This is a genomic window from Candidatus Binatia bacterium (assembly GCA_036563615.1).
In the GTDB taxonomy this organism is placed as follows: Bacteria; Desulfobacterota; Binatia; order UBA12015; family UBA12015; genus DATCMB01.
Map to the genome: position 1 here is coordinate 25,078 of DATCMB010000010.1, position 19,056 is coordinate 44,133.

The 19,056-nt window shown below is 70.5% G+C and carries 16 protein-coding genes; 1 reads left to right on the forward strand and 15 read right to left on the reverse strand.

Going from position 1 to position 19,056, the window contains the following annotated elements; translation table 11 throughout:
- Positions 1-57: 57 nt before the first annotated feature.
- Both pgsA and VIS07_09055 read right to left on the reverse strand, forming a co-directional pair.
- Positions 58-672, reverse strand: a complete 615-nt coding sequence (gene pgsA, locus VIS07_09050; protein ID HEY8515646.1) for a CDP-diacylglycerol--glycerol-3-phosphate 3-phosphatidyltransferase — start codon at positions 670-672, stop codon at positions 58-60.
- Positions 669-1,328 carry a lytic transglycosylase domain-containing protein gene (locus tag VIS07_09055; protein ID HEY8515647.1) on the reverse strand — a complete coding sequence of 220 codons (660 nt, stop codon included), beginning with the start codon at positions 1,326-1,328 and terminating at the stop codon, positions 669-671. Before VIS07_09055 ends, pgsA begins: the two co-directional genes overlap by 4 nt.
- Before the next feature lie 442 nt (positions 1,329-1,770).
- Between VIS07_09055 and nadB the strand changes: the two genes are divergently transcribed.
- Positions 1,771-3,396, forward strand: a complete 1,626-nt coding sequence (gene nadB / locus VIS07_09060) for an L-aspartate oxidase (protein ID HEY8515648.1) — start codon at positions 1,771-1,773, stop codon at positions 3,394-3,396.
- A 16-nt stretch (positions 3,397-3,412) separates the two neighbouring features.
- Here the strand turns inward: nadB and purF are convergent, their stop codons facing one another.
- The 13 genes from purF to infB all read right to left on the reverse strand — a co-directional run bounded on the left by purF (position 3,413) and on the right by infB (position 18,787).
- On the reverse strand, positions 3,413-4,840 hold the full coding sequence (gene purF / locus VIS07_09065; protein ID HEY8515649.1) for an amidophosphoribosyltransferase: 1,428 nt from the start codon (positions 4,838-4,840) through the stop codon (positions 3,413-3,415).
- 1 nt (position 4,841) lies between these two features.
- Positions 4,842-7,052 carry a phosphoribosylformylglycinamidine synthase subunit PurL gene (gene purL, locus VIS07_09070; GenBank protein ID HEY8515650.1) on the reverse strand — a complete coding sequence of 737 codons (2,211 nt, stop codon included), beginning with the start codon at positions 7,050-7,052 and terminating at the stop codon, positions 4,842-4,844.
- 4 nt (positions 7,053-7,056) lie between these two features.
- Positions 7,057-7,824 (reverse strand): phosphoribosylformylglycinamidine synthase subunit PurQ, encoded by a 768-nt coding sequence (gene purQ, locus VIS07_09075; protein ID HEY8515651.1) that lies wholly within the window; start codon positions 7,822-7,824, stop codon positions 7,057-7,059.
- Positions 7,821-8,096, reverse strand: coding sequence for a phosphoribosylformylglycinamidine synthase subunit PurS (gene purS / locus VIS07_09080; GenBank protein HEY8515652.1), 276 nt, complete (start codon positions 8,094-8,096; stop codon positions 7,821-7,823). The genes purQ and purS overlap by 4 nt, the downstream gene beginning before the upstream one ends.
- On the reverse strand, positions 8,093-8,812 hold the full coding sequence (purC, locus tag VIS07_09085) for a phosphoribosylaminoimidazolesuccinocarboxamide synthase (protein ID HEY8515653.1): 720 nt from the start codon (positions 8,810-8,812) through the stop codon (positions 8,093-8,095). The genes purS and purC overlap by 4 nt, the downstream gene beginning before the upstream one ends.
- On the reverse strand, positions 8,812-10,149 hold the full coding sequence (gene purB, locus VIS07_09090) for an adenylosuccinate lyase (GenBank protein ID HEY8515654.1): 1,338 nt from the start codon (positions 10,147-10,149) through the stop codon (positions 8,812-8,814). Before purB ends, purC begins: the two co-directional genes overlap by 1 nt.
- Positions 10,146-10,664, reverse strand: a complete 519-nt coding sequence (gene dut / locus VIS07_09095; GenBank protein ID HEY8515655.1) for a dUTP diphosphatase — start codon at positions 10,662-10,664, stop codon at positions 10,146-10,148. Before dut ends, purB begins: the two co-directional genes overlap by 4 nt.
- Positions 10,665-10,686: 22 nt before the next feature.
- Positions 10,687-11,967, reverse strand: coding sequence for a pitrilysin family protein (locus tag VIS07_09100; GenBank protein ID HEY8515656.1), 1,281 nt, complete (start codon positions 11,965-11,967; stop codon positions 10,687-10,689).
- Positions 11,968-11,975: 8 nt separating this feature from the next.
- Positions 11,976-14,072: a polyribonucleotide nucleotidyltransferase gene (pnp, locus tag VIS07_09105; GenBank protein HEY8515657.1), complete on the reverse strand. Its 2,097-nt coding sequence runs from the start codon at positions 14,070-14,072 to the stop codon at positions 11,976-11,978.
- Positions 14,073-14,145: 73 nt separating this feature from the next.
- Positions 14,146-14,415: a 30S ribosomal protein S15 gene (gene rpsO / locus VIS07_09110; protein ID HEY8515658.1), complete on the reverse strand. Its 270-nt coding sequence runs from the start codon at positions 14,413-14,415 to the stop codon at positions 14,146-14,148.
- Between the two features lie 43 nt (positions 14,416-14,458).
- Positions 14,459-15,388, reverse strand: coding sequence for a tRNA pseudouridine(55) synthase TruB (gene truB, locus VIS07_09115; protein ID HEY8515659.1), 930 nt, complete (start codon positions 15,386-15,388; stop codon positions 14,459-14,461).
- The gene (gene rbfA, locus VIS07_09120; GenBank protein ID HEY8515660.1) at positions 15,363-15,896 is read right to left on the reverse strand and encodes a 30S ribosome-binding factor RbfA; all 534 of its coding nucleotides are present in this window, start codon (positions 15,894-15,896) and stop codon (positions 15,363-15,365) included. The genes truB and rbfA overlap by 26 nt, the downstream gene beginning before the upstream one ends.
- Positions 15,893-18,787, reverse strand: coding sequence for a translation initiation factor IF-2 (infB, locus tag VIS07_09125; protein ID HEY8515661.1), 2,895 nt, complete (start codon positions 18,785-18,787; stop codon positions 15,893-15,895). Before infB ends, rbfA begins: the two co-directional genes overlap by 4 nt.
- Positions 18,788-19,056 lie beyond the last annotated feature (269 nt).

Genomic DNA, 19,056 nt, shown 5'->3' on the forward strand with positions numbered 1-19,056 from the left:
GAAAACCGTAACCCCTACCCTGCGGGGGCGCAAGCAGGAGGACACCGCGCGCACGTCTCAGGATCTCTGCGAAAGCACGCGCGCGAGCCGCAGGTGGTAGGCGACGCCCGACCACAGCGCGAGGAAGAGCGCGATCCACAGGAACACCATGCCCGCGGCGTGGAAGTCGATCCGCCAGATCGGGTAGTGCAGCAGCAGCGCGACCAGCGCCACGACCTCGAAGGTCATCTTCGCCTTGCCGAGCGATTCCGCGCCGAGCACGATCCCCTCGTCGCGGGCGATCGCGCGCAGCCCGGTGACCGCGACCTCGCGCGCCGCGATGATCGCCACCATCCAGCCCGGGACGCGCGGCGTGCGCTGCATCGCGGCGAGCATGATCAGCGCGCTGATGATCAGCACCTTGTCGGCGAGCGGATCGAGGAACTTGCCGAGGTTGGTGATCAGACCGCGTCGACGCGCGAGGTAGCCGTCGAGCCAGTCGCTGATGCACGCGATGAGGAAGGCGACGGTCGCGGCGATGGCGGCGATCCGCCCCTCGTAGGTCAGGAGCCAGATCAGCACCGGCGTGATCGCGACCCGGCTCAGCGAGATGACGTTGGGCAGGTTGAGCGCCCGCGGCCGGCGTGCGCCGGCGACCGGCGGCCCCGCCGCGCGCTCCCCTGCTTCGGTCATCGGGACGCGACGACGACTCGCGATCGCGTCGGCTGCACGCCGCGCTGACGCAGCAGGTACTCCTGCCGGAAGCGGAACACCCGCTGCAGGTACTCGATCGTCTCCGGATACGGCGGCACGCCGCCGTAGCGCTCGACGGTCGCGGGCCCGGCGTTGTACGCGGCGAGCGCGAGCTGGATGTTGCCTCCGAAGCGGTCGATCATCTGCCGCAGGTAGTATACCCCTCCATCGAGGTTCTCCTGCGGATGAAAGGCGTCACGCACGCCGACGTCGGACGCGGTGCCCGGCATGAGCTGCATCAGGCCCTGCGCCCCGGCCGACGAGACCGCGAGGTGGTCGAAGTCGGACTCGGCGCGCACCACGGCGTGCACGAGCGCCGGCTCGACGCCGTAGCGCAGCGCCGTGTCGACGATCATCTGGGCGAGATCCTCGGGAGGCTCGCGCCACGCGGTGTTGCGGCGATTGACGAAGGTGACGCCGCGTCGTGCCGTGCGCTTGCCGTCCTTGTCCGGCGTGTACGAGATCCGCGTCACGCGCGCCCGCTCGAGAGGGACCGGCTTGTAGCGGCTGTCGTTCGGCACGTTGGTGAAGTGCACCACGCCGCGCCGATCGCGGAACGAGTACACCTCCGCCGCTGCCGTACCCACGAGCAGCACGCCGAGGACCGTCGCCGCGAGCGCGCCGCACGCGCACGCCGCACGGACCCCCCGCAAACCTGCCGCACCCCTCCGGTGCGCGACGATCCTGCTTCCCCCAAGCTGGGTCATCGGCCCAACCCTCCTATGGGGGAAGCGTCCGACGGTCAAACCGGAAACGACCGAGAGCGCGGGACGGCTTTCCCTTTCACCGGCGACGCTCGATGCGTACGCTTCGCGAGCGCCGCACGAGCCACTTGCCGCCTGCGGGCCCCGCGCCCTAGTCTCCCGATGGTGACGCTGCTTCCCCCTCACACCGCCTCCACCTCATGGCCCGCGATCCCCCCGCGGCCGGCCGGAAGGATAGCCGATCGCGCGCGACGCGCCTACCCCCCTTCGGCCCAACGATGCCGCACGGCGGCTGCCGCGCCGAGCGCGACGCCGCCGACCGCCGGGCTCTGACGTGGAATTCGACTTCCTGGTTATCGGAAGCGGCATCGCGGGCCTTAGCTTCGCGCTCGAGGCGGCGCGCAGCGGCACCGTCGGCGTCGTGACCAAGGACCGCGTCCCCGAGGCGTCGAGCAGCTACGCCCAGGGCGGCATCGCGAGCGTCTGGAGCCCGGAGGACTCGTTCGCCGCCCACGCCGCCGACACCGAGGAGGCCGGCGCCGGGCTGTGCGACCCCGAGATCGTCCGGCTGGTCGTCGAGGAGGGGCCGGAGCGGGTGCGCGAGATGATCGCGCTCGGGACGCGCTTCTCGCTACGTCCGGACGCCGAGGACGTCTACGACGTCGACCTCGGGCTCGAGGGCGGGCACTCGCAGCGCCGCATCCTGCACGCGCTCGACGCGACCGGACGCGAGATGATGCGCGCCCTGCTCGAGGCGGTGGGCAAGAACCCGTCGATCCGGATCCTCGAGCGGCACATGGCGGTCGACCTGCTGCTCGGCTCGAAGTTCGGCGTGCCGGGTCCCGAGCACTGCTGGGGCGCGTACGTGCTCGACGTCGCGTCCGGCGAGGTGCGGACGATCCGCGCTCGCGCGACGCTGCTCGCGACCGGCGGCGCGGGGAAGGTCTACCTCTACACGAGCAATCCCGACGTCGCGACGGGCGACGGCGTCGCGATCGCGTACCGCGCCGGCGCGCCGATCGCGAACATGGAGTTCATCCAGTTCCACCCGACCTGCCTCTACCACCCGCAGGCGAAGTCGTTCCTGATCAGCGAGACCGTGCGCGGCGAGGGCGGCATCCTGAAGCGTCCGGACGGCACGCCGTTCATGAAGGCGTACGATCCGCGGGCCGAGCTCGCGCCGCGCGACGTCGTGGCGCGCGCGATCGACCACGAGATGAAGCTGCACGGCTTCGACAACGTGTACCTCGACATCTCGCATCGCCCGGCGGAGTTCCTCGAGAAGCGCTTTCCGACCATCCTCGCGCGCTGCCGCTCGTACGGGATCGATCCCGTGCGCGAGCCGATCCCGGTCGTGCCCGCGGCGCACTACACGTGCGGCGGCGTCGTCACCGACCGCGACGGGCGCACCTCGATTTCTGGCCTTTACGCGGCGGGCGAGGTCGCGATGACCGGTCTGCACGGCGCGAACCGCCTCGCCTCGAACTCGCTGCTCGAGGGCCTGGTGTTCGGTCGGCGCGCCGCGCTCGACGCCGTGCGCCGCCTGCCCGCCGAGCGCCCTCGCCTGCCCGACCTGCCGGCGTGGAACCCCGGCCGCGCGCGCGACACCGACGAGTCCGTGCTGATCAGCCAGAACTGGGACGAGATCCGCCGCTTCATGTGGAACTACGTCGGCATCGTGCGCAGCGACCAGCGCCTGGCCCGCGCGCGCGCGCGCATCGACCTCGTGCTCGAGGAGATCGAGCGCGACTACTGGGACTTCCTGCCGACGCTCGACCTGCTCGAGCTGCGCAACATCGCGACGGTCGCAGACCTGATCATCGCCTCGGCGAGCTACCGGCGCGAGAGCCGCGGGCTGCACTTCAACCTCGACTGCCCGCAGCGCGACGACGTGCACTGGAAGCGCAACACGGTGCTCGTGCGCGATCCAGAGACGCACCGACCGCGGCCGGTGACGTAGCTCGCGCGGCCCGCGCTCAGGCTGCCGTGCGCGGCGCCGCGTCGAACAGCTGCAGCTGGCGCGGCTCGGGCTCGGAGTTGACCTCGGTCGGGTAGCGGCCGGTGAAGCAGGCGTCGCAGAAGTCGCGCTCGCCGCCCTCGAGGAACGCGTAGAGCCCCGACTCGCTCAGGTAGCCCAGCGAGTCGGCGCCGATGAACTTGCAGATCTCGTCGACCGACTGCGAGGCGCCGATCAGCTCCTCGCGGGTCGGCGTGTCGATGCCGTAGTAGCAGGGGCTGATCGTCGGCGGCGAGCAGATGCGCATGTGCACCTCCTTCGCCCCTGCCCCGCGCAGCATGGTGACGATCTTCTTGCTCGTCGTGCCGCGCACGAGCGAGTCGTCGACCACCACCACGCGCTTCCCTTCGAGCAGCTCCGGCATCGCGTTGAGCTTGACGCGCACGCCGAAGTGACGGATCGAGTCGGTCGGCTCGATGAAGGTCCGCCCGACGTAGTGGTTGCGGATCAGGCCGAGCTGGTACGGGATGCCCGACTCCTCGGCGTAGCCGATCGCCGCCGGCACCCCGGAGTCCGGCACCGGCGTGACGATGTCCGCGTCGACGTGGGTCTCGCGCGCGAGCTGACGGCCGAGCTCACGCCGCACCTGGTACACCGTGCGTCCGAACACGCGGCTGTCGGGCCGCGCGAAGTAGACGTACTCGAACACGCAGCGACGGTGCGGCACGGGCGGGAACGGGTGGTACGACTGCACGCCGTTCTCGTCGATCACCACGATCTCGCCGGGCTCGATCTCGCGCTCGTAGGTCGCGTTGATCAGGTCGAGCGCGCAGGTCTCGGAGACCACGACCCAGGCGTCCTTGACGCGTCCGAGGACGAGCGGCCGGAAGCCGAGCGGATCGCGCGCCGCGACGAGCTGGTCCTTCGACAGAAACACCAGCGAGTAGGCGCCGCGCACCTCGCTCAGCGCCGAGATCACGCGGTCGATCAGCGGGCCGCTCGCCTGCGCGATCAGGTGGATCACCACCTCGGTGTCGGAGGTCGACTGGAAGATCGACCCCGACGCCTCGAGCCGGCGCCGCAGCTCGTTGGCGTTCACCAGGTTGCCGTTGTGCGCGACCGCGAGCGCGCCGCCCGCGTACTCGACGACCAGCGGCTGCGCGTTCTTGAGCACGGTCTCGCCGTGCGTCGCGTAGCGGTTGTGACCGATCGCCGCCGTGCCGACCAGGCGGTGGATGATCTCGGGGTGGAAGATGTCGGCGACGAGACCGAGGCCGCGGTGCGAGATCAGCGCGTCGCCGCGCGAGGAGACGATGCCCGCGGACTCCTGACCGCGGTGCTGCAGCGCGTACAGCGCGAGGTAGGCGAGGTTCGCCGCCTCCGGGTGGCCGTACACGCCGACCACGCCGCACTCTTCATGGAAGCGATCGGCGTCGGGTGAGAACATCTCAACCTCGCATCAGCTTCTCGAGCGCCGTGTCCCAGATCTCGAACAGCTCCTGCACCGAGACGCTCGCGACCCCCTCGAAATCCAGCATGCCACCGCCGACCTCGCCGAGCACGGTGACGGCGACGCCGGCCTCGTTCGCGAGGTCACGCAGCGTTGCCGCGTGCTCGCGCTTGACGCTGACCAGCATGCGCGCCTGGCTCTCGCCGAAGAGATAGGCGTCGGGACGCATGCTCTCGTCGATGCGCACGCGCGCGCCGAGCTTGCGCACCCCGTCGGGCGCGAGGAAGCAGCACTCGGCGAGCGCGATCGCGAGACCGCCTTCGGAGAGATCGTGCGCCGAGCGCAAGAGCCCACGCTCCGCGGCTTCCAGCACCACCGCGTGCAGCTGGCGCTCGGCCTCGAGGTCGACCCACGGCGGCGAGCCGTGCGTGATGCCGTGCAGCACCGCCGCGTACTCGCTGCCCGAGACCTCCTCGCGTGTGCGGCCGAGCAGGATGATGACGTCGCCCTCCCCCTTGAACCAGGGCGTGACCGGCTTGGGAGTGCGCAGCAGGCCGACCATCGCGATGGTCGGCGTCGGCGGGATCGCCCGGCCCTCGGTCTCGTTGTAGAAGCTGACGTTGCCGCTCACGACCGGCAGGTCGAAGGCGTTGCACGCGTCGCGGATGCCGGCGATCGCCTGCTCGAACTGCCACATGATCTCCGGCCGCTCGGGGCTGCCGAAGTTGAGGCAGTCGGAGATCGCGAGCGGCTCGGCGCCGGTCGCGACCAGGTTGCGTGCCGCCTCGCACACCGCGATGCACGCGCCGAGGTAGGGATCGAGCGAGCAGTAGCGCGCGTTGCAGTCGACCGTCATCGCGACGTGCTTGTCGGTGCCGAGGACGCGGATCACGGCCGCGTCGGCGCCAGGATGAACCACGGTCGCCGCGCCGACGTAGTGGTCGTACTGCTGGTAGACCCAGCGGCGCGAGCACAGGTTCGGCGAGGCGAGCATGTCGCGCAGCGCCTGCCCGTAGTCGCGCGGCTCGGGCAGCTCGTCGAGCACAAATTCGACGGTCGACTCGGCAGGCTCTGCCGACGGCCGCTCGAGCGCCGGCGGGTCGGCGAGCAGCTCGATCGGGACGCGGATCACCTCCTCGCCGTGGTGACGGACGCGGAGCAGACGATCGTCGGTGAGCTTGCCGATCACCGCGGACTCGAGGTCCCAGCGGTCGCAGATCGCGCGGATCGCGTCGACGTTCTCGGGCTTCGCGACCAGCAGCATGCGCTCCTGGGACTCCGAGAGCATGATCTCGTACGCCGACATGCCGGGCTCGCGCAGCGGCACGCGGTCGAGGTCGAGCTCGATGCCGAGCCCGCCGCGGTGCGCCATCTCGACGCTCGAGCTGGTGATGCCGGCGGCGCCCATGTCCTGCACGGCGAGCGCGAGATCGGCCTTCTGGATCTCGAGCGTCGCCTCGAGCAGCAGCTTCTCGAGGAACGGGTCGCCGACCTGCACGGTCGGGCGCTTCTCCTCGCTCTTTTCGTCGAACTCGGCGGACGCGAGCAGGCTCGCGCCGTGGATGCCGTCGCGTCCGGTGCGCGAGCCGAACATCATCACGACGTTGCCGACGCCGGTCGCCCGCGCGCGCATCAGCCGCGACTCCTCGACGACGCCGAGCGTGAAGGCGTTCACCAGGCAGTTGAAGTCGTAGCCCGAGTCGAAGACCAGCTCGCCGCCGACCGTCGGCACGCCGATCGAGTTGCCGTAGCCGCCGATGCCGGCGACCACGCCCTTCACCAGGTAGCGCGTGCGCGGGTGCGACAGGCTGCCGAAGCGGATCGAGTCCATCGACGCGACCGGCCGCGCGCCCATCGTGAAGACGTCGCGCAGGATGCCGCCGACGCCGGTCGCCGCACCCTGGTAGGGCTCGATGTACGACGGGTGGTTGTGGCTCTCGATCTTGAAGACCAGCGCGAGCCCGTCGCCGATCGACACCGCGCCGGCGTTCTCGCCCGGTCCCTGCACGACGCGGCGATGCTCGGTCGGGAGCTTGCGCAGGTGGATGCGCGAGCTCTTGTAGCTGCAGTGCTCGGACCACATCACCGCCGCGACGCCGAGCTCCTCGATGGTCGGCGTGCGCCCGAGCGTCTCGGTCAGGCGGCGGTACTCGTCGTCGGTGAGCCCGTGCTCGCGGGCCGTCTCGAGCGTGACCTGTGGACGCGCCACCGTGTCACCGCATGGAATCGACCGCCGCGCGCTGACCCAGATCGGCGATCCAGCCGGCGATCGATTGAAAGACGCGCAGCCCGTCGGGCACGCCGGCGTCCGGCCAGGAGACCTCGCGCAGGCTCGGATCGGCGCCGTGCTCGGGGTGCGGCATCATGCCGAAGACGTTGCGCGTCGCGTTCATCACGCCCGCGATGTCGCGCATCGAGCCGTTTGGGTTGTAGTCGGACGCGTCCTCGCCCTCGCGTGCGCGCGAGCCGTCGGGTCGGCAGTAGCGCAGCAGCACCTGGCCGTCGCGCTCGAGCTGGTCGAGCGTCGCCTCGTCGGCGACGTAGCAGCCCTCCCCGTGCTTGACCGGGATCCGCCAGACGTCGCCGACCAGCGCCCGATTGACGAACGGGTTGGCGACGCTCTCGACCCGCAGCGTCGCCTCGCGACAGATGAAGGACAGCGTGCGGTTGCGCACCAGCGCGCCCGGCAGGAGCCCCGCCTCGCACAGCACCTGGAAGCCGTTGCAGATGCCGAGCACGAGACCGCCGTGCGCCGCGAAGTCGGTGATCGCGGCCATCACCGCCGAGAAGCGTGCGATCGCGCCGCAGCGCAGGTAGTCGCCGTACGAGAAGCCGCCCGGCAGGATGACGCAGTCGACGTTCGCTAGATCCGAGCTCTTGTGCCACAGCGGCACGGCCTCGTGACCGAGAACGTTGCGCAGCACGTGCAGCGTCCCGAGGTCATCGTTCGAGCCCGGGAAGCTGACGACGCCCCACTTCACGCGTCGCGCTCCGAGTGCCCGTTGGCCTCGTGGTCGATCTCGAAGCGGTAGTCCTCGATGACGCCGTTCGCGAGGAGCCGCTCGCACATCGCGCGCACGCGCTCCTCGGGCTGACCGTTCGCCTGCGCCGGGTCGAGGCGGAGCTCGAGATACTTGCCCATCCGCACGTCGGTGACCTCGCCGAAGCCGAGCGCGTGCAACGACGACGAGATCGCTCGGCCTTGTGGATCGAGCACCCCCTTCTTGGGAGTGATGAACACTCGCGCGATCACGTGACGATGCGTCTATACACTTCCTGGTACGCTTCCTCCACCCTACCGAGGTCGCGCCGGAAGCGATCCTTGTCGAGCCGCTCGCGCGTCGCCGTGTCCCAGAGGCGGCACGTGTCGGGACAGATCTCGTCGCCGAGCAGGATCGCGCCGTCGGCGGTGGAGACGCCGTACTCGAGCTTGAAATCCACGAGCGTGAGATTGCGCTCGGCGAGGAACGGCTGCAGGACGGCGTTGACGCGCAGGCTCGTCGCGACGACCGTGTCGAGCTCCTCGCGGCTCGCCATGCCGAGCACGGTGACGTGAAAGTCGTTGATCATCGGATCCCCGAGCGCGTCGTTCTTGTAGTACAGCTCGACGATCGGCGACGGCAGCTCCCTGCCCTCCTCGAGCCCGAGGCGCTGCGCGAGGCTGCCCGCGACCACGTTGCGCACGACGACCTCGACGGGGAAGATCCGCAGCCGCCGCACGAGCATCTCGCGGTCGGAGAGCCGCTCGACAAAATGTGTCTTGACGCCGCTGTCCTCGAGCAGGCGGAAGAGCCGCTCGGAGATCGCGTTGTTGAGGATTCCCTTCGAGGCGATCGTGCCGCGCTTCTGCGCGTTGAAGGCGGTCGCGTCGTCCTTGAAGTACTGGACGACGAGGTTCGGGTCGTCGGTCGACCAGACCTGCTTCGCCTTGCCCTCGTAGAGCAGCTCTCTCCGCTCGACGGCCGCCATCACGCGACCTCGAGGAGCGGCGGCGCCGGCGGCAGCTCCGGCCGCACCGCGAGCGCGCGCTCGACGATCTCGCCCGTGTGCGCGAGCGCGCGCCCGGGGTCGAAGGCCTTGTCGATCTGCTCGGACGAGAGCACGCGCTTCACGTCCGGATCGGCGGCGATCAGCTCGCGGAACGAGCCCTTGCCGTCGCGGGCCGCGAACGCGCAGCGCTGCACCCAGCGATAGCCCTCCTCGCGCGCGACGCCGGCGTGGACCAGCGCGAGGAGCACGCTCTCGGAGTACACGAGATCGCCAGAGACCGCCGCGTTGGCCGCCATGCGCTCGGGGTAGACGACCAGGTTGGTGAGGATGCCCGTCAGGCGCACGAGCATGAAGTCGAGCACGATGTTCGCGTCGGGCGCGATCACGCGCTCGACCGACGAGTGGCTGATGTCGCGCTCGTGCCACAGCGCGACGTTCTCGAGCGAGCTCAGCGCGTAGCCGCGCACCAGGCGCGCGAGCCCGCAGAGGTTCTCCGCCATCCACGGGTTGCGCTTGTGCGGCATCGCCGACGAGCCCTTCTGCCCCTGCGTGAACGGCTCCTCGGCCTCGAGCACCTCGGTACGCTGCAGGTGGCGCAGCTCGGTCGCGATGCGCTCGATCGACGCGGCGATCAGCGCGAGCGTTCCGAAGTAGGCGGCGTGCCGGTCGCGCGGCACGACCTGCGTCGCGACCGGCTCGGGCGTGAGCCCGAGCTTGCCCAGCACCTCGGCCTCGACCTCGGGCAGCATGTGCGCGTACGTCCCGACCGCGCCCGACAGCTTTCCGGTCGCGATCTCGCGCGCCGCCGTGCGCAGGCGCTCGAAGCCGCGGCACAGCTCGGCGTACCAGCTCGCGACCTTGACCCCGAAGGTGATCGGCTCGGCGTGCACGCCGTGCGTGCGGCCGATCATCGGCGTGTCGCGGTAGCGCTCGGCGAGCCCGCGCACGGCGACCAGCAGAGCGTCGAGGTCGCGCAGCAGCAGGTACGCCGCGTGGCTCAGCTGCACGGCGAACGCGGTGTCGATGACGTCGGACGAGGTGAGCCCGAGGTGCAGCCAGCGTCCCGCCGGGCCGACGCTCTCCGCGGCCGCGGTGACGAACGCGATCACGTCGTGCTTGACCTCGGCCTCGATCTCGGCGACCCGCGCCGGGTCGACCTTCGCGCGCGCGCGGATCTCCCGCACCGCGTCCTCGGGAATCTTGCCGCGGCGCGCGAGCGCCTCGCAGACCAGAACCTCGATCTCGAGCCAGATCGAAAGACGGTGCGCGTCCGTCCACAGACGCGCCATCTCCGGGCGCGTGTACCGCGCGATCATCGCTCCTCCCCGCGACCGCCCACAGCGTCTGCGCCGGCGCCCGTGTGGCCGAACCCGCCGGCGCCGCGACGCGTCCACAGCGCGTCGCCCTCGGCGGGCGCTTGCTCCAGGAGCTGCCACTCGGCGCGCGCGACCGGCGCGACCACGAGCTGCGCCACGCGGTCGCCCGGTCGAATCGTGCGCGGCTCGTTGCTCAGGTTCACGACAATGAGCTGGATCTCGCCCCGGTAGTCCGAGTCGATCGTGCCCGGCGTGTTCAGCAGGCTGAGCCCCTCGCGCAGGGCGAGGCCGCTGCGCGGGCGGATCTGCGCCTCGAAGCCCTCGGGCAGCGCGATCGCGAGCCCGGTGGGCACGAGCTTGCGCTCGAGCGGCGCCAGCGTGACGGGCGCGTCGAGGTCCGCGGCGAGGTCGCAGCCTGCGGCGCCGGGCGTCATGTAGCGCGGCAGCGGTGCGTCGCCGCCGCGCGGTCGCCAGATCGCGACCCGCACTGCCGTGCCAGCCCCTGCTCCGACCATCGTCGCTCCCGGCGGGCCGCCGTCAGGCGGGGGCGAGCGCCGCCTCGGTCACCTTGATGCCGGTCAAATCGCCGAGCAGGGCGAGCCCGGCGCGCGCCGAGAACAGCTCGCGCGCGAGCGCCTGGACGTCCTCCTGCGTCACCCGCGAGATCGCGTCCGCGACCTCCGCCGGCTCGATGTTGCGCCCGAAGTACATCTCGTTCTTCGCGATGCGCGACATCCGGCTCTCGCTGCTCTCGAGGCTCAGCAGGATCGTGCCTTTGATCTGGCTCTTGGCGCGAGCGAGCTCGGCGGGCTCGAGGCCGTCCTGCGCGAGCTTGCGCATCTCGTTGCGCACGACGTCGATCACCTCGTCCACCGAGTCGGCGGAGAGGCCGGCGTTCACGGCGAGGTAGCCGGTGTGGTGGAAGGACGCGAGGTACGACGAGATCGTGTAGGCCTTGCCCCGCTTCTCGCGCACCTCCTGGAAGAGGCGCGAGCTCATGCCGCCGCCGAGCGCGGTGTTCATCACGTAGGCCGCGTAGCGGCGGGGGTCGGTGTGCTTGAGGCCCGGCACGCCGAGCACCATCTGCACCTGCTCGAGCTCGCGCTCGACGAGCGTCAGGCTCGGCTTGGGCTCGGGCAGCGGCAGGTCGGGCTTGGAGCTCGTTCCCTGGAGCGAGCCGAACGCTGCGCTCACCTGATCGACGAGCCAGTCGTGATCGACCGCACCGGCCGCGCAGATCAGCACGCGGTCCGGACGGTAGCGCTCGTCGAGGAAGCGCAGGAAGTGCTCGCGGCGCATCGCGGACACCGTCTCCGCGGTGCCGGTGATCGGCAGCGAGATCGGATGCCCGGGCCAGAAGCCGCGGTCGAAGACGACGTGGACGTGATCGTCCGGCGTGTCCTCGGACTCCATGATCTCCGAGAGGATCACGCCGCGCTCGCGCTCGATCTCCTCGGCGGCGAACGTCGAGTGCAGGAACAGATCGGAGAGGACGTCGAGCGCGAGCGGCAGGTCCTCACGCAGGACCTTCGCGTAGTAGCAAGTGTACTCCTTGCTCGTGAACGCGTTGAGGACGCCGCCGACGCCGTCGATCGACTCCGCGATCTCCTTCGCGGTGCGACGCTCGGTCCCCTTGAAGAAGACGTGCTCGAGGAAGTGCGAGATGCCGTTCAGCTCGGCGGGCTCGTAGACCGAGCCGTTCTCGACCCAGATTCCGAGCGTCGCCGAGGTGAACTGCGGAACGGTCTCCGAGAGCACCCGAATCCCGTTCGGCAGGACGCTCTTGCGGACGGTGCTCGGGTCGCCGAGGCTGGGCACCCCTTCTTCTACTCCTGAATGCCTTCTTCCGCCATCGCCTCGCGGCGCGACAGCCGGATCTTGCCCGAGCGGTCGACCTCGAGGACCTTGACGCGGACCTCGTCGCCTTCCTTGAGGACGTCGCTCACGCTGCGGATGCGCTCGCGCGAGATCTGCGAGATGTGCAGCAGCCCGTCGGTGCCGGGCATGATCTCGACGAAGGCGCCGAAGTCGACGATCTTGCGGACCTTGCCGTTGTAGATCTTCCCGACCTCGGCCTCGGCCGTGATCGCGAGGATCCGGTCGATCGCCTTCTGCATCGAGGCGCCGTCGGACGACGCGATCTGCACCGTGCCGTCGTCCTCGATGTCGATCTGGCAGCCGGTCTCCTCGACCAGCGCGCGGATCACCTTGCCGCCCGGGCCGATGACGTCGCGGATCTTGTCCGTGCGGATCTTGATCGTCGTGATGCGCGGCGCGTACGGCGACAGCGACTCGCGCGGCGCCGGCATCGCCTTCGCCATCTCGGCGAGGATGTGCAGACGTCCGGCGCGCGCCTGCTCGAGCGCGGCGTGCATCACCTCGCGCGACACGCCGCTGATCTTGATGTCCATCTGCAGCGCGGTGACGCCTTCCGCGGTGCCGGCGACCTTGAAGTCCATGTCGCCGAGGTGGTCCTCGTCGCCGAGGATGTCCGACAGGATGGCGAAGCTGTCGCCCTCCTTGATCAGGCCCATCGCGATGCCGGCGACCGGAGCTTTGGTCTTGACGCCGGCGTCGAGCAGCGACAGCGAGCCGCCGCACACCGTCGCCATCGACGACGAGCCGTTCGACTCGAGGATCTCCGAGACGATGCGGATCGTGTACGGGAAGTCGTCGCCCTTCGGCAGGACCGGCATGAGGGCGCGCTCGGCGAGCGCGCCGTGGCCGATGTCACGCCGGCTCGGGCCGCGCAGGAACTTCACCTCCCCGACCGAGAACGGCGGGAAGTTGTAGTGCAGCATGAAGCTCTTGTGCGTCTCGCCGAGGAGCGCGTCGATGCGCTGCTGATCGGACGAGGTGCCGAGCGTCGTGGCGACCAGCGCCTGGGTCTCGCCGCGGGTGAACAGCGCCGAGCCGTGCGTGCGCGGCAGCAACCCGACCTCGCAGGTGATCGGCCGGATGTCGGCGAGGCCGCGTCCGTCGAGGCGCTTCTTCTGCTCGACGATCATGCGGCGCACGGCCTCGTACTTGAGGTGCGAGAAGGCGTTCGAGATCCCCTTCTCGCGGCCGGGAAACTCCTCGGCGAGCTGGGTGAGCGTCGCGTTCTTCGCCTCGTCGAACTTCGCCGCGCGCTCCTGCTTGGCCGGCGTGGCGAGCGCCTCCTGCAGCAGCGGCTGCGCGATCTCGCGCACGCGCGCCTCGAGCGCGGGATCCTCGGCGACCGGCGGCACCGGACGCTTCGGCTTGCCGATCGCCTTCTGCAGCTCGAGCTGCAGATCGATGATCGGCTGCAGCGCGGCGTGCGCGGTGAAGAGCGCGTCGAGCATCACGTCGTCGGGGACGATGTTCGCGCCGCCCTCGACCATGACGATCGCGTCGCGGGTGCCCGCGACGACGAGGTTGATGTCGCTCTTCTCGCTCTGCTCGGCGGTCGGGTTGATGCAGAACTGACCGTCGACGCGCCCGATGCGGACCGCGGCGATCGGACCGTCGAACGGGATATCCGAGACGGTCAGCGCCGCCGACGCGCCGCACAGCGCGACCATGTCGGGGTCGCTGTCCTTCTCGGCCGAGAGGACGGTCGCGACGATCTGGGTCTCGTAGCCCCAGCCCTTCGGGATCAGCGGCCGGATCGGTCGGTCGATGAGACGCGAGGTGAGGACCTCCTTCTCGGAGGGCTTTCCTTCGCGCTTGAAAAAGCCGCCGGGGATCTTCCCGGCGGCGAACGTCTTCTCCTGGTAGTCGACGGTGAGGGGCAGGAAATCGACTCCCTCACGCGCGGTCGGTGCGGCCGTGGCCGTGACCAGGACGACCGTGTCGCCGTAGCGGACGAAGGCCGCGCCGCCTGCCTGCCGCGCCACCTTCCCGACCTCGATCGAGAATGGTCTACCGGCCAGCTCCAGCGATACTAGCTTGGGCTCCATACAGTTCTCCGTACGTCACCGACGACCGGCGCCGGTGACCAAAGCGGGAAGTTTGGCAGTGGAGAGGGGCGGCCTACTTGCGTAGTCCGAGCCGCTCGATGACCTGCTTGTACCGCTCTGGGGCCGTGCGCTTCAGGTAGTCGAGGAGCCGTCGCCGTTGCCCGACCAGCATGATGAGGCCGCGCTGGGAGGCGTAATCCTTTGCGTGCTTCTTCTGATGCTCGGTCAGGTAGTTGATCCGTTCACTCAGGAGGGCGATCTGCACCTCCGAGGAGCCCGTGTCCTTCTCGTGGGACCGGAAGCTCTCGATCAACTCGCGCTTGCGTGCCGCGGCTAACGCCACTGTTCTTCCTCCATTTTCGTTGCCGGGTGACCTAACACCCGTATCAGGACCTGTAAAGTTCGCTTGCTTCCGGCATAACGACGCGTTTGAGCGTCCACCGACCGTCCTCAGCCTCGAGGACGGCGAGCAAGCGTCCGTTGGGTGCCAGGACCGCGGCAAGGCGTTCGCCTGGGCGCGGTGGTGCGATGCCGACGAGGGCCCCGCGCTGTCCGCTCGCGATGGCGAATGCCTGCGAGCGTCCGACCTCGACCCGGCGTGCCGAGCGCAGCGCCTCGTGCGGCGGGATCACGGGCAGATCCCCCGGCGGGCGCTCGAGCACCTCGTCGAGCGGGTGGGCCTCGTCGAGGCGGAAGTCGCCGAACTCGGTGCGCCGCAGCGAGGCGAGCGTCGCGAGCGTGCCGAGCTCGCGACCGATGTCCTCGGCGAGCACGCGGACGTACGTGCCCTTCGAGCAGGTGACCGCGAACGCGACCGTCGCGGGCTCGTCCGCCACCGGCGCGAGCTCGAGGGACACGATCTCGATCGGACGCTCCGGGCGCTCGACCGTCACCCCGGCGCGCGCGAGCTCGTAGAGCTTCCTCCCCTTGTGCTTCACCGCCGAGTACATCGGCGGCTTCTGCATGCGCTCGCCGGTGAGCGAGCGCGCGACCTCGGCGAGGCGGTCCGCGTCGAACGTCGGCACCGGAGCTTCGGCCACCACCTGCCCTTCGAGGTCGAGCGTGTCGGTCGCGACGCCGAGGCGGATCGTCCCGGTGTAGCTCTTGCGCTCGCCGCCGAGGAACTGCGCGATCTTGGTGCCGGCGCCGATGCAGAGCGGCAGGAGCCCGGTCGCCATCGGGTCGAGCGTGCCGAGGTGGCCGATGCTGCGCAGCCGGTGCGCCCGCTTGACGTCGCGCACCACCCCGGCGGACGTCATCCCGGCTGGCTTGTCGACCAGCAGGATGCCGTCAGCGCTCGGGGTCGGTGTCGTCATCGTGCTCGGCGTCGCCGTCGTCGCTCTCGTGGTCGTTATCGTCGTCGCCATCGTCGTCGCGCTCGGGAACGTCCTCGCCCGCGGCCGCCCGCTCGGCCTGCTCGCGCTCCTCGCGCTCCCGCTGGATGTCGCGCAGCAGCGCGTCGACGCGCCGCGCGCTCTCGAGCTCCTTGTCGAAGGCGAAGAGCAGCTCGGGCGCGTGGCGCAGGCCGAGCTCGCCCGCGACCACGCGGCGGAAGAACGGCGACGCGCTCTCGAGACCGCGCTGCGCCTCCAGGCGGCTCCCCTCGTCCATCGCGAGCAGCGTGAACGAGATCTTCGCGAGGCGCAGGTCGTCGTTCACGTGCACGCGGGTGATGTTGACCTCCGCCACCCGAGGGTCGCGCACCTTGTAGAGCAGCAGCTCGGAGAGGATGCGCTGGATCTCGGCGGCGACGCGGTCGGCCCGGCGGACGCCGCCCGCCGCGCCGCGCGAGGGGGGCCGTCCGCCGGATCGTCTGGCGGTCAAGCGTAGCGCTCGACGGGCTGCGCCTTCTCGGTCCCGGAGGACGGCTGGATGCGACGCGCCACCTGCTCGAGCTCGTAGACCTCGATGACGTCGCCCGGCTTGATGTCGTTGAAGCCGTCGAGGCCGATGCCGCACTCGTAGCCGGCCGCGACCTCGCGAACGTCGTCCTTGAAGCGGCGCAGGCTCGCGATCTTGCCCTCGTGGACCACGGCGTGGTCACGCAGCAGACGCGCGAGCGCGCCGCGCACGATCTTGCCGTCGATCACGCTCGAGCCCGCGATCACGCCGGCGCCGCTGATGCCGAAGGTCTGACGCACCTCGGCGCGGCCCACCGTGCGCTCGCGAACCGTCGGCTCGAGCATGCCCTCGAGCGCCTCGCGGACCTGATTGATGGCATCGTAGATGATCGTGTAGAGCCGCACGTCGACGCCTTCGCGCTCGGCGAGCTGCGCGGCCTTCGGCTCCGGACGGACGTTGAAGCCGATGATGATCGCATTCGACGCCGACGCGAGCAGGACGTCCGACTCCGTCACGCCGCCGACCGACGCGTGGATGACGGACACCTGCACCTCGTCGTTCGACAGACGCGCGAAGGCCTCCTTGAGCGCGTCGACCGAGCCCTGCACGTCGGTCTTGAGCACGACGCGCAGCTCCTTGACCGCGCTCTTCTCGAGCTGCTTGTAGAGGTCGTCGAGCGAAACCTTGCTCGACTTCGCCATCTCGCTCTGGCGCTGCTTGCTGCGCCGGTGCTCGGCGACCTGACGCGCGGTCGCCTCGTCGGCGACGACGACGAACGCGTCACCCGCCTCCGGCACGCCCGAGAGGCCGAGGATCTCGACCGGCGTCGACGGCCCGGCCTCCTCGACCTTGCGGCCCTGCGGATCGAGCATCGCGCGTACGCGCCCGTACTGGATGCCGACGACGAACGGATCGCCCGGCTTGAGCGTGCCCTCCTGCACGAGCACCGTCGCGACCGGGCCACGGCCGCGGTCGAGCTTGGCCTCGATGATCGAGCCGCGCGCGCGCGAGTCGCGCCGTGCCTTGAGCTCGAGCACGTCGGCCTGCAGGAGCACCATCTCGAGCAGGTGGTCGATGCCCTCGCCCGTCTTCGCCGAGACCGGCGCGAAGATCGTGTCGCCGCCCCACTCCTCGGCGACCAGACCGTGGTCGGCGAGCTGCTTCTTGACGCGCTCGGGATCGGCGTCGGGGCGGTCGATCTTGTTGATCGCGACGATGATCGGCACCTCGGCGGCGCGCGCGTGCGCGATCGCCTCGATGGTCTGCGGCATGACGCCGTCGTCCGCGGCGACCACCAGGATGACGATGTCCGTCACCTTGGCGCCGCGCGCGCGCATGGCGGTGAACGCCGCGTGGCCGGGCGTGTCGATGAAGGTGATGCGGCGGTCCTTCGCCGTCACGGTGTAGGCGCCGATGTGCTGCGTGATGCCGCCCGCCTCGCCCTCGGCGACGTTGGTCTTGCGGATCGCGTCGAGCAACGACGTCTTGCCGTGGTCGACGTGGCCCATGACCGTGACGACCGGGTCGCGCGGCAGCTTCTCGCCCTCGCTCGCCTCGTCCTCGGGAGCCTCGAGCTCCTTGTCGGCGTCGAAGGCGACGTTCTCGACCGTGTAGTCGAACTCCGCCGCGACCAGCGTCGCGTGATCGACGTCGAGGACGTGATTGACGGTCGTCATCACGCCCATCTCCATCAGCTTCTTGATGACCTCGCTGGCCTTGAGGCCCATCGCCTTCGCGAGGTCGCCGACGGTGATCACCTCGCTGATGCGGACGAGACGCTTGCGCGCCGACGGCGTCGTGATCTCGGTGCGCTTCTGCTCCTTGCCCGGCGCCGCGCGCTTCTTGACGGGCTTGCGGCCGCCGCGCATCGCGCCCCGGTCGGCGACGCTGTACGGGTCGAACTGACCCGGCTTGCGCACGACGCGCTTGCCGCGCTTGCGCCGCGATCCGTCGTCGGCGGCCTCGCCCGGCAGCGGGGCGGCGCCCGGCGCGATCGGCGCGCCGGCAGGGCGCCGGGCCGGGGCCGGCTCGGGCTTCTTGAGGTCGATCTTGCCCAGCACCTGGACGCGGCGCATGCCGTCGTCGAGCATCGGCGCCGAGGACGGCGCGCGGCCGAGCGGACGCACGGTCGGTGTGGTCGACGTCGACGCAGCGGCGGTGTCGCTCGACGCCACGGTCGGCGCGGCGGGCTGCGCCGTCGCGGCCGGGCGGACGATCGTGCGCTTCGGCGTCGGCTCGGGCGCGGGCGCTTCCGCTGGCGAGGGCGTCGGCGCGGCCGGCTCTGCGGCGGGTGCGGGCTCCGGCGCCGCGGCGGCAGCCGGCTCCGCAGCGGGCGCTGCTTCGGCGGCGGGTGCGGGCGCGGGGATGTCGACGATCGACTCGTCCTGCGCGGGCGCCGAGGACTCTGCCGACGGCAGCTCGGGCGCCGTGAACACGACGTCCTCGAGGCCGACGCCGGACGCGCTCGAGCTGTCGGCGGTGTCGACGTCGGGGAGGTCGAGATCCGCGCCGAAGTCGGTGAACTCCGCGGCTGGCGTGGGCGCTGGCGGCGGCGGTGGCGGCGTCTCCTCGACCACCTCGACCCGCTGCGTGCGGCGACGAATGACGTTCGGACGGACGCGCGCCTCGATGATCTGCTCACGCGCGCTGCCGTCGCCTTCCGCGACGACGCGCTCGCCGACGACCCGTTGGCTGCCGACCGTGACCGTCGGCTTGGGTCCGAGACCCAGGCGCTCCTCGACGCGCTTGATCTCGTCGTCCGTCAGGGTGCTCTGCGAGCGCTTCCCCCGGACGCCGAGCTCGTCGAGCTTCGCGATGAGATCCTTCGTCTGGATCCCCCACTCTCGCGCCAACTCGTGGATCCGCTTCGGCATACTTTTAGGTCCTTCTCGCGTTCCCCGCCGCGAGCCCGACAGCCGCTCCGGTCGATAGGAGGTCCATTCGCGCCTGCCTGCTCACCCGTGCGCGCAACCCGCGCACGAGCGGCTTCCCTGCCTCGAAGCTGCGCGCGCACTCTTGATCGTCGTGCAGATACGTACCGCGGCCACCGCGCTCCCGCCACTCGAGGCCGCCGCGGGCGTCGAGCGCGATGCGGCGCAGAGCGCTGCGTGGCGCGCGCCGGCCGCAGCCGGCGCAGGTTCGG

Coding starts and splice junctions, on each gene's coding strand:
- pgsA (HEY8515646.1), bottom strand. CDS start 672: ATGACCGAAGCAGGGGAGCGCGCGGCGGGGCCGCCGGTCGCCGGCGCA.
- purF (HEY8515649.1), bottom strand. CDS start 4,840: ATGTTCTCACCCGACGCCGATCGCTTCCATGAAGAGTGCGGCGTGGTC.
- purC (HEY8515653.1), bottom strand. CDS start 8,812: ATGGCGGCCGTCGAGCGGAGAGAGCTGCTCTACGAGGGCAAGGCGAAG.
- purB (HEY8515654.1), bottom strand. CDS start 10,149: ATGATCGCGCGGTACACGCGCCCGGAGATGGCGCGTCTGTGGACGGAC.
- dut (HEY8515655.1), bottom strand. CDS start 10,664: ATGGTCGGAGCAGGGGCTGGCACGGCAGTGCGGGTCGCGATCTGGCGA.
- pnp (HEY8515657.1), bottom strand. CDS start 14,072: ATGGAGCCCAAGCTAGTATCGCTGGAGCTGGCCGGTAGACCATTCTCG.
- truB (HEY8515659.1), bottom strand. CDS start 15,388: ATGACGACACCGACCCCGAGCGCTGACGGCATCCTGCTGGTCGACAAG.
- infB (HEY8515661.1), bottom strand. CDS start 18,787: ATGCCGAAGCGGATCCACGAGTTGGCGCGAGAGTGGGGGATCCAGACG.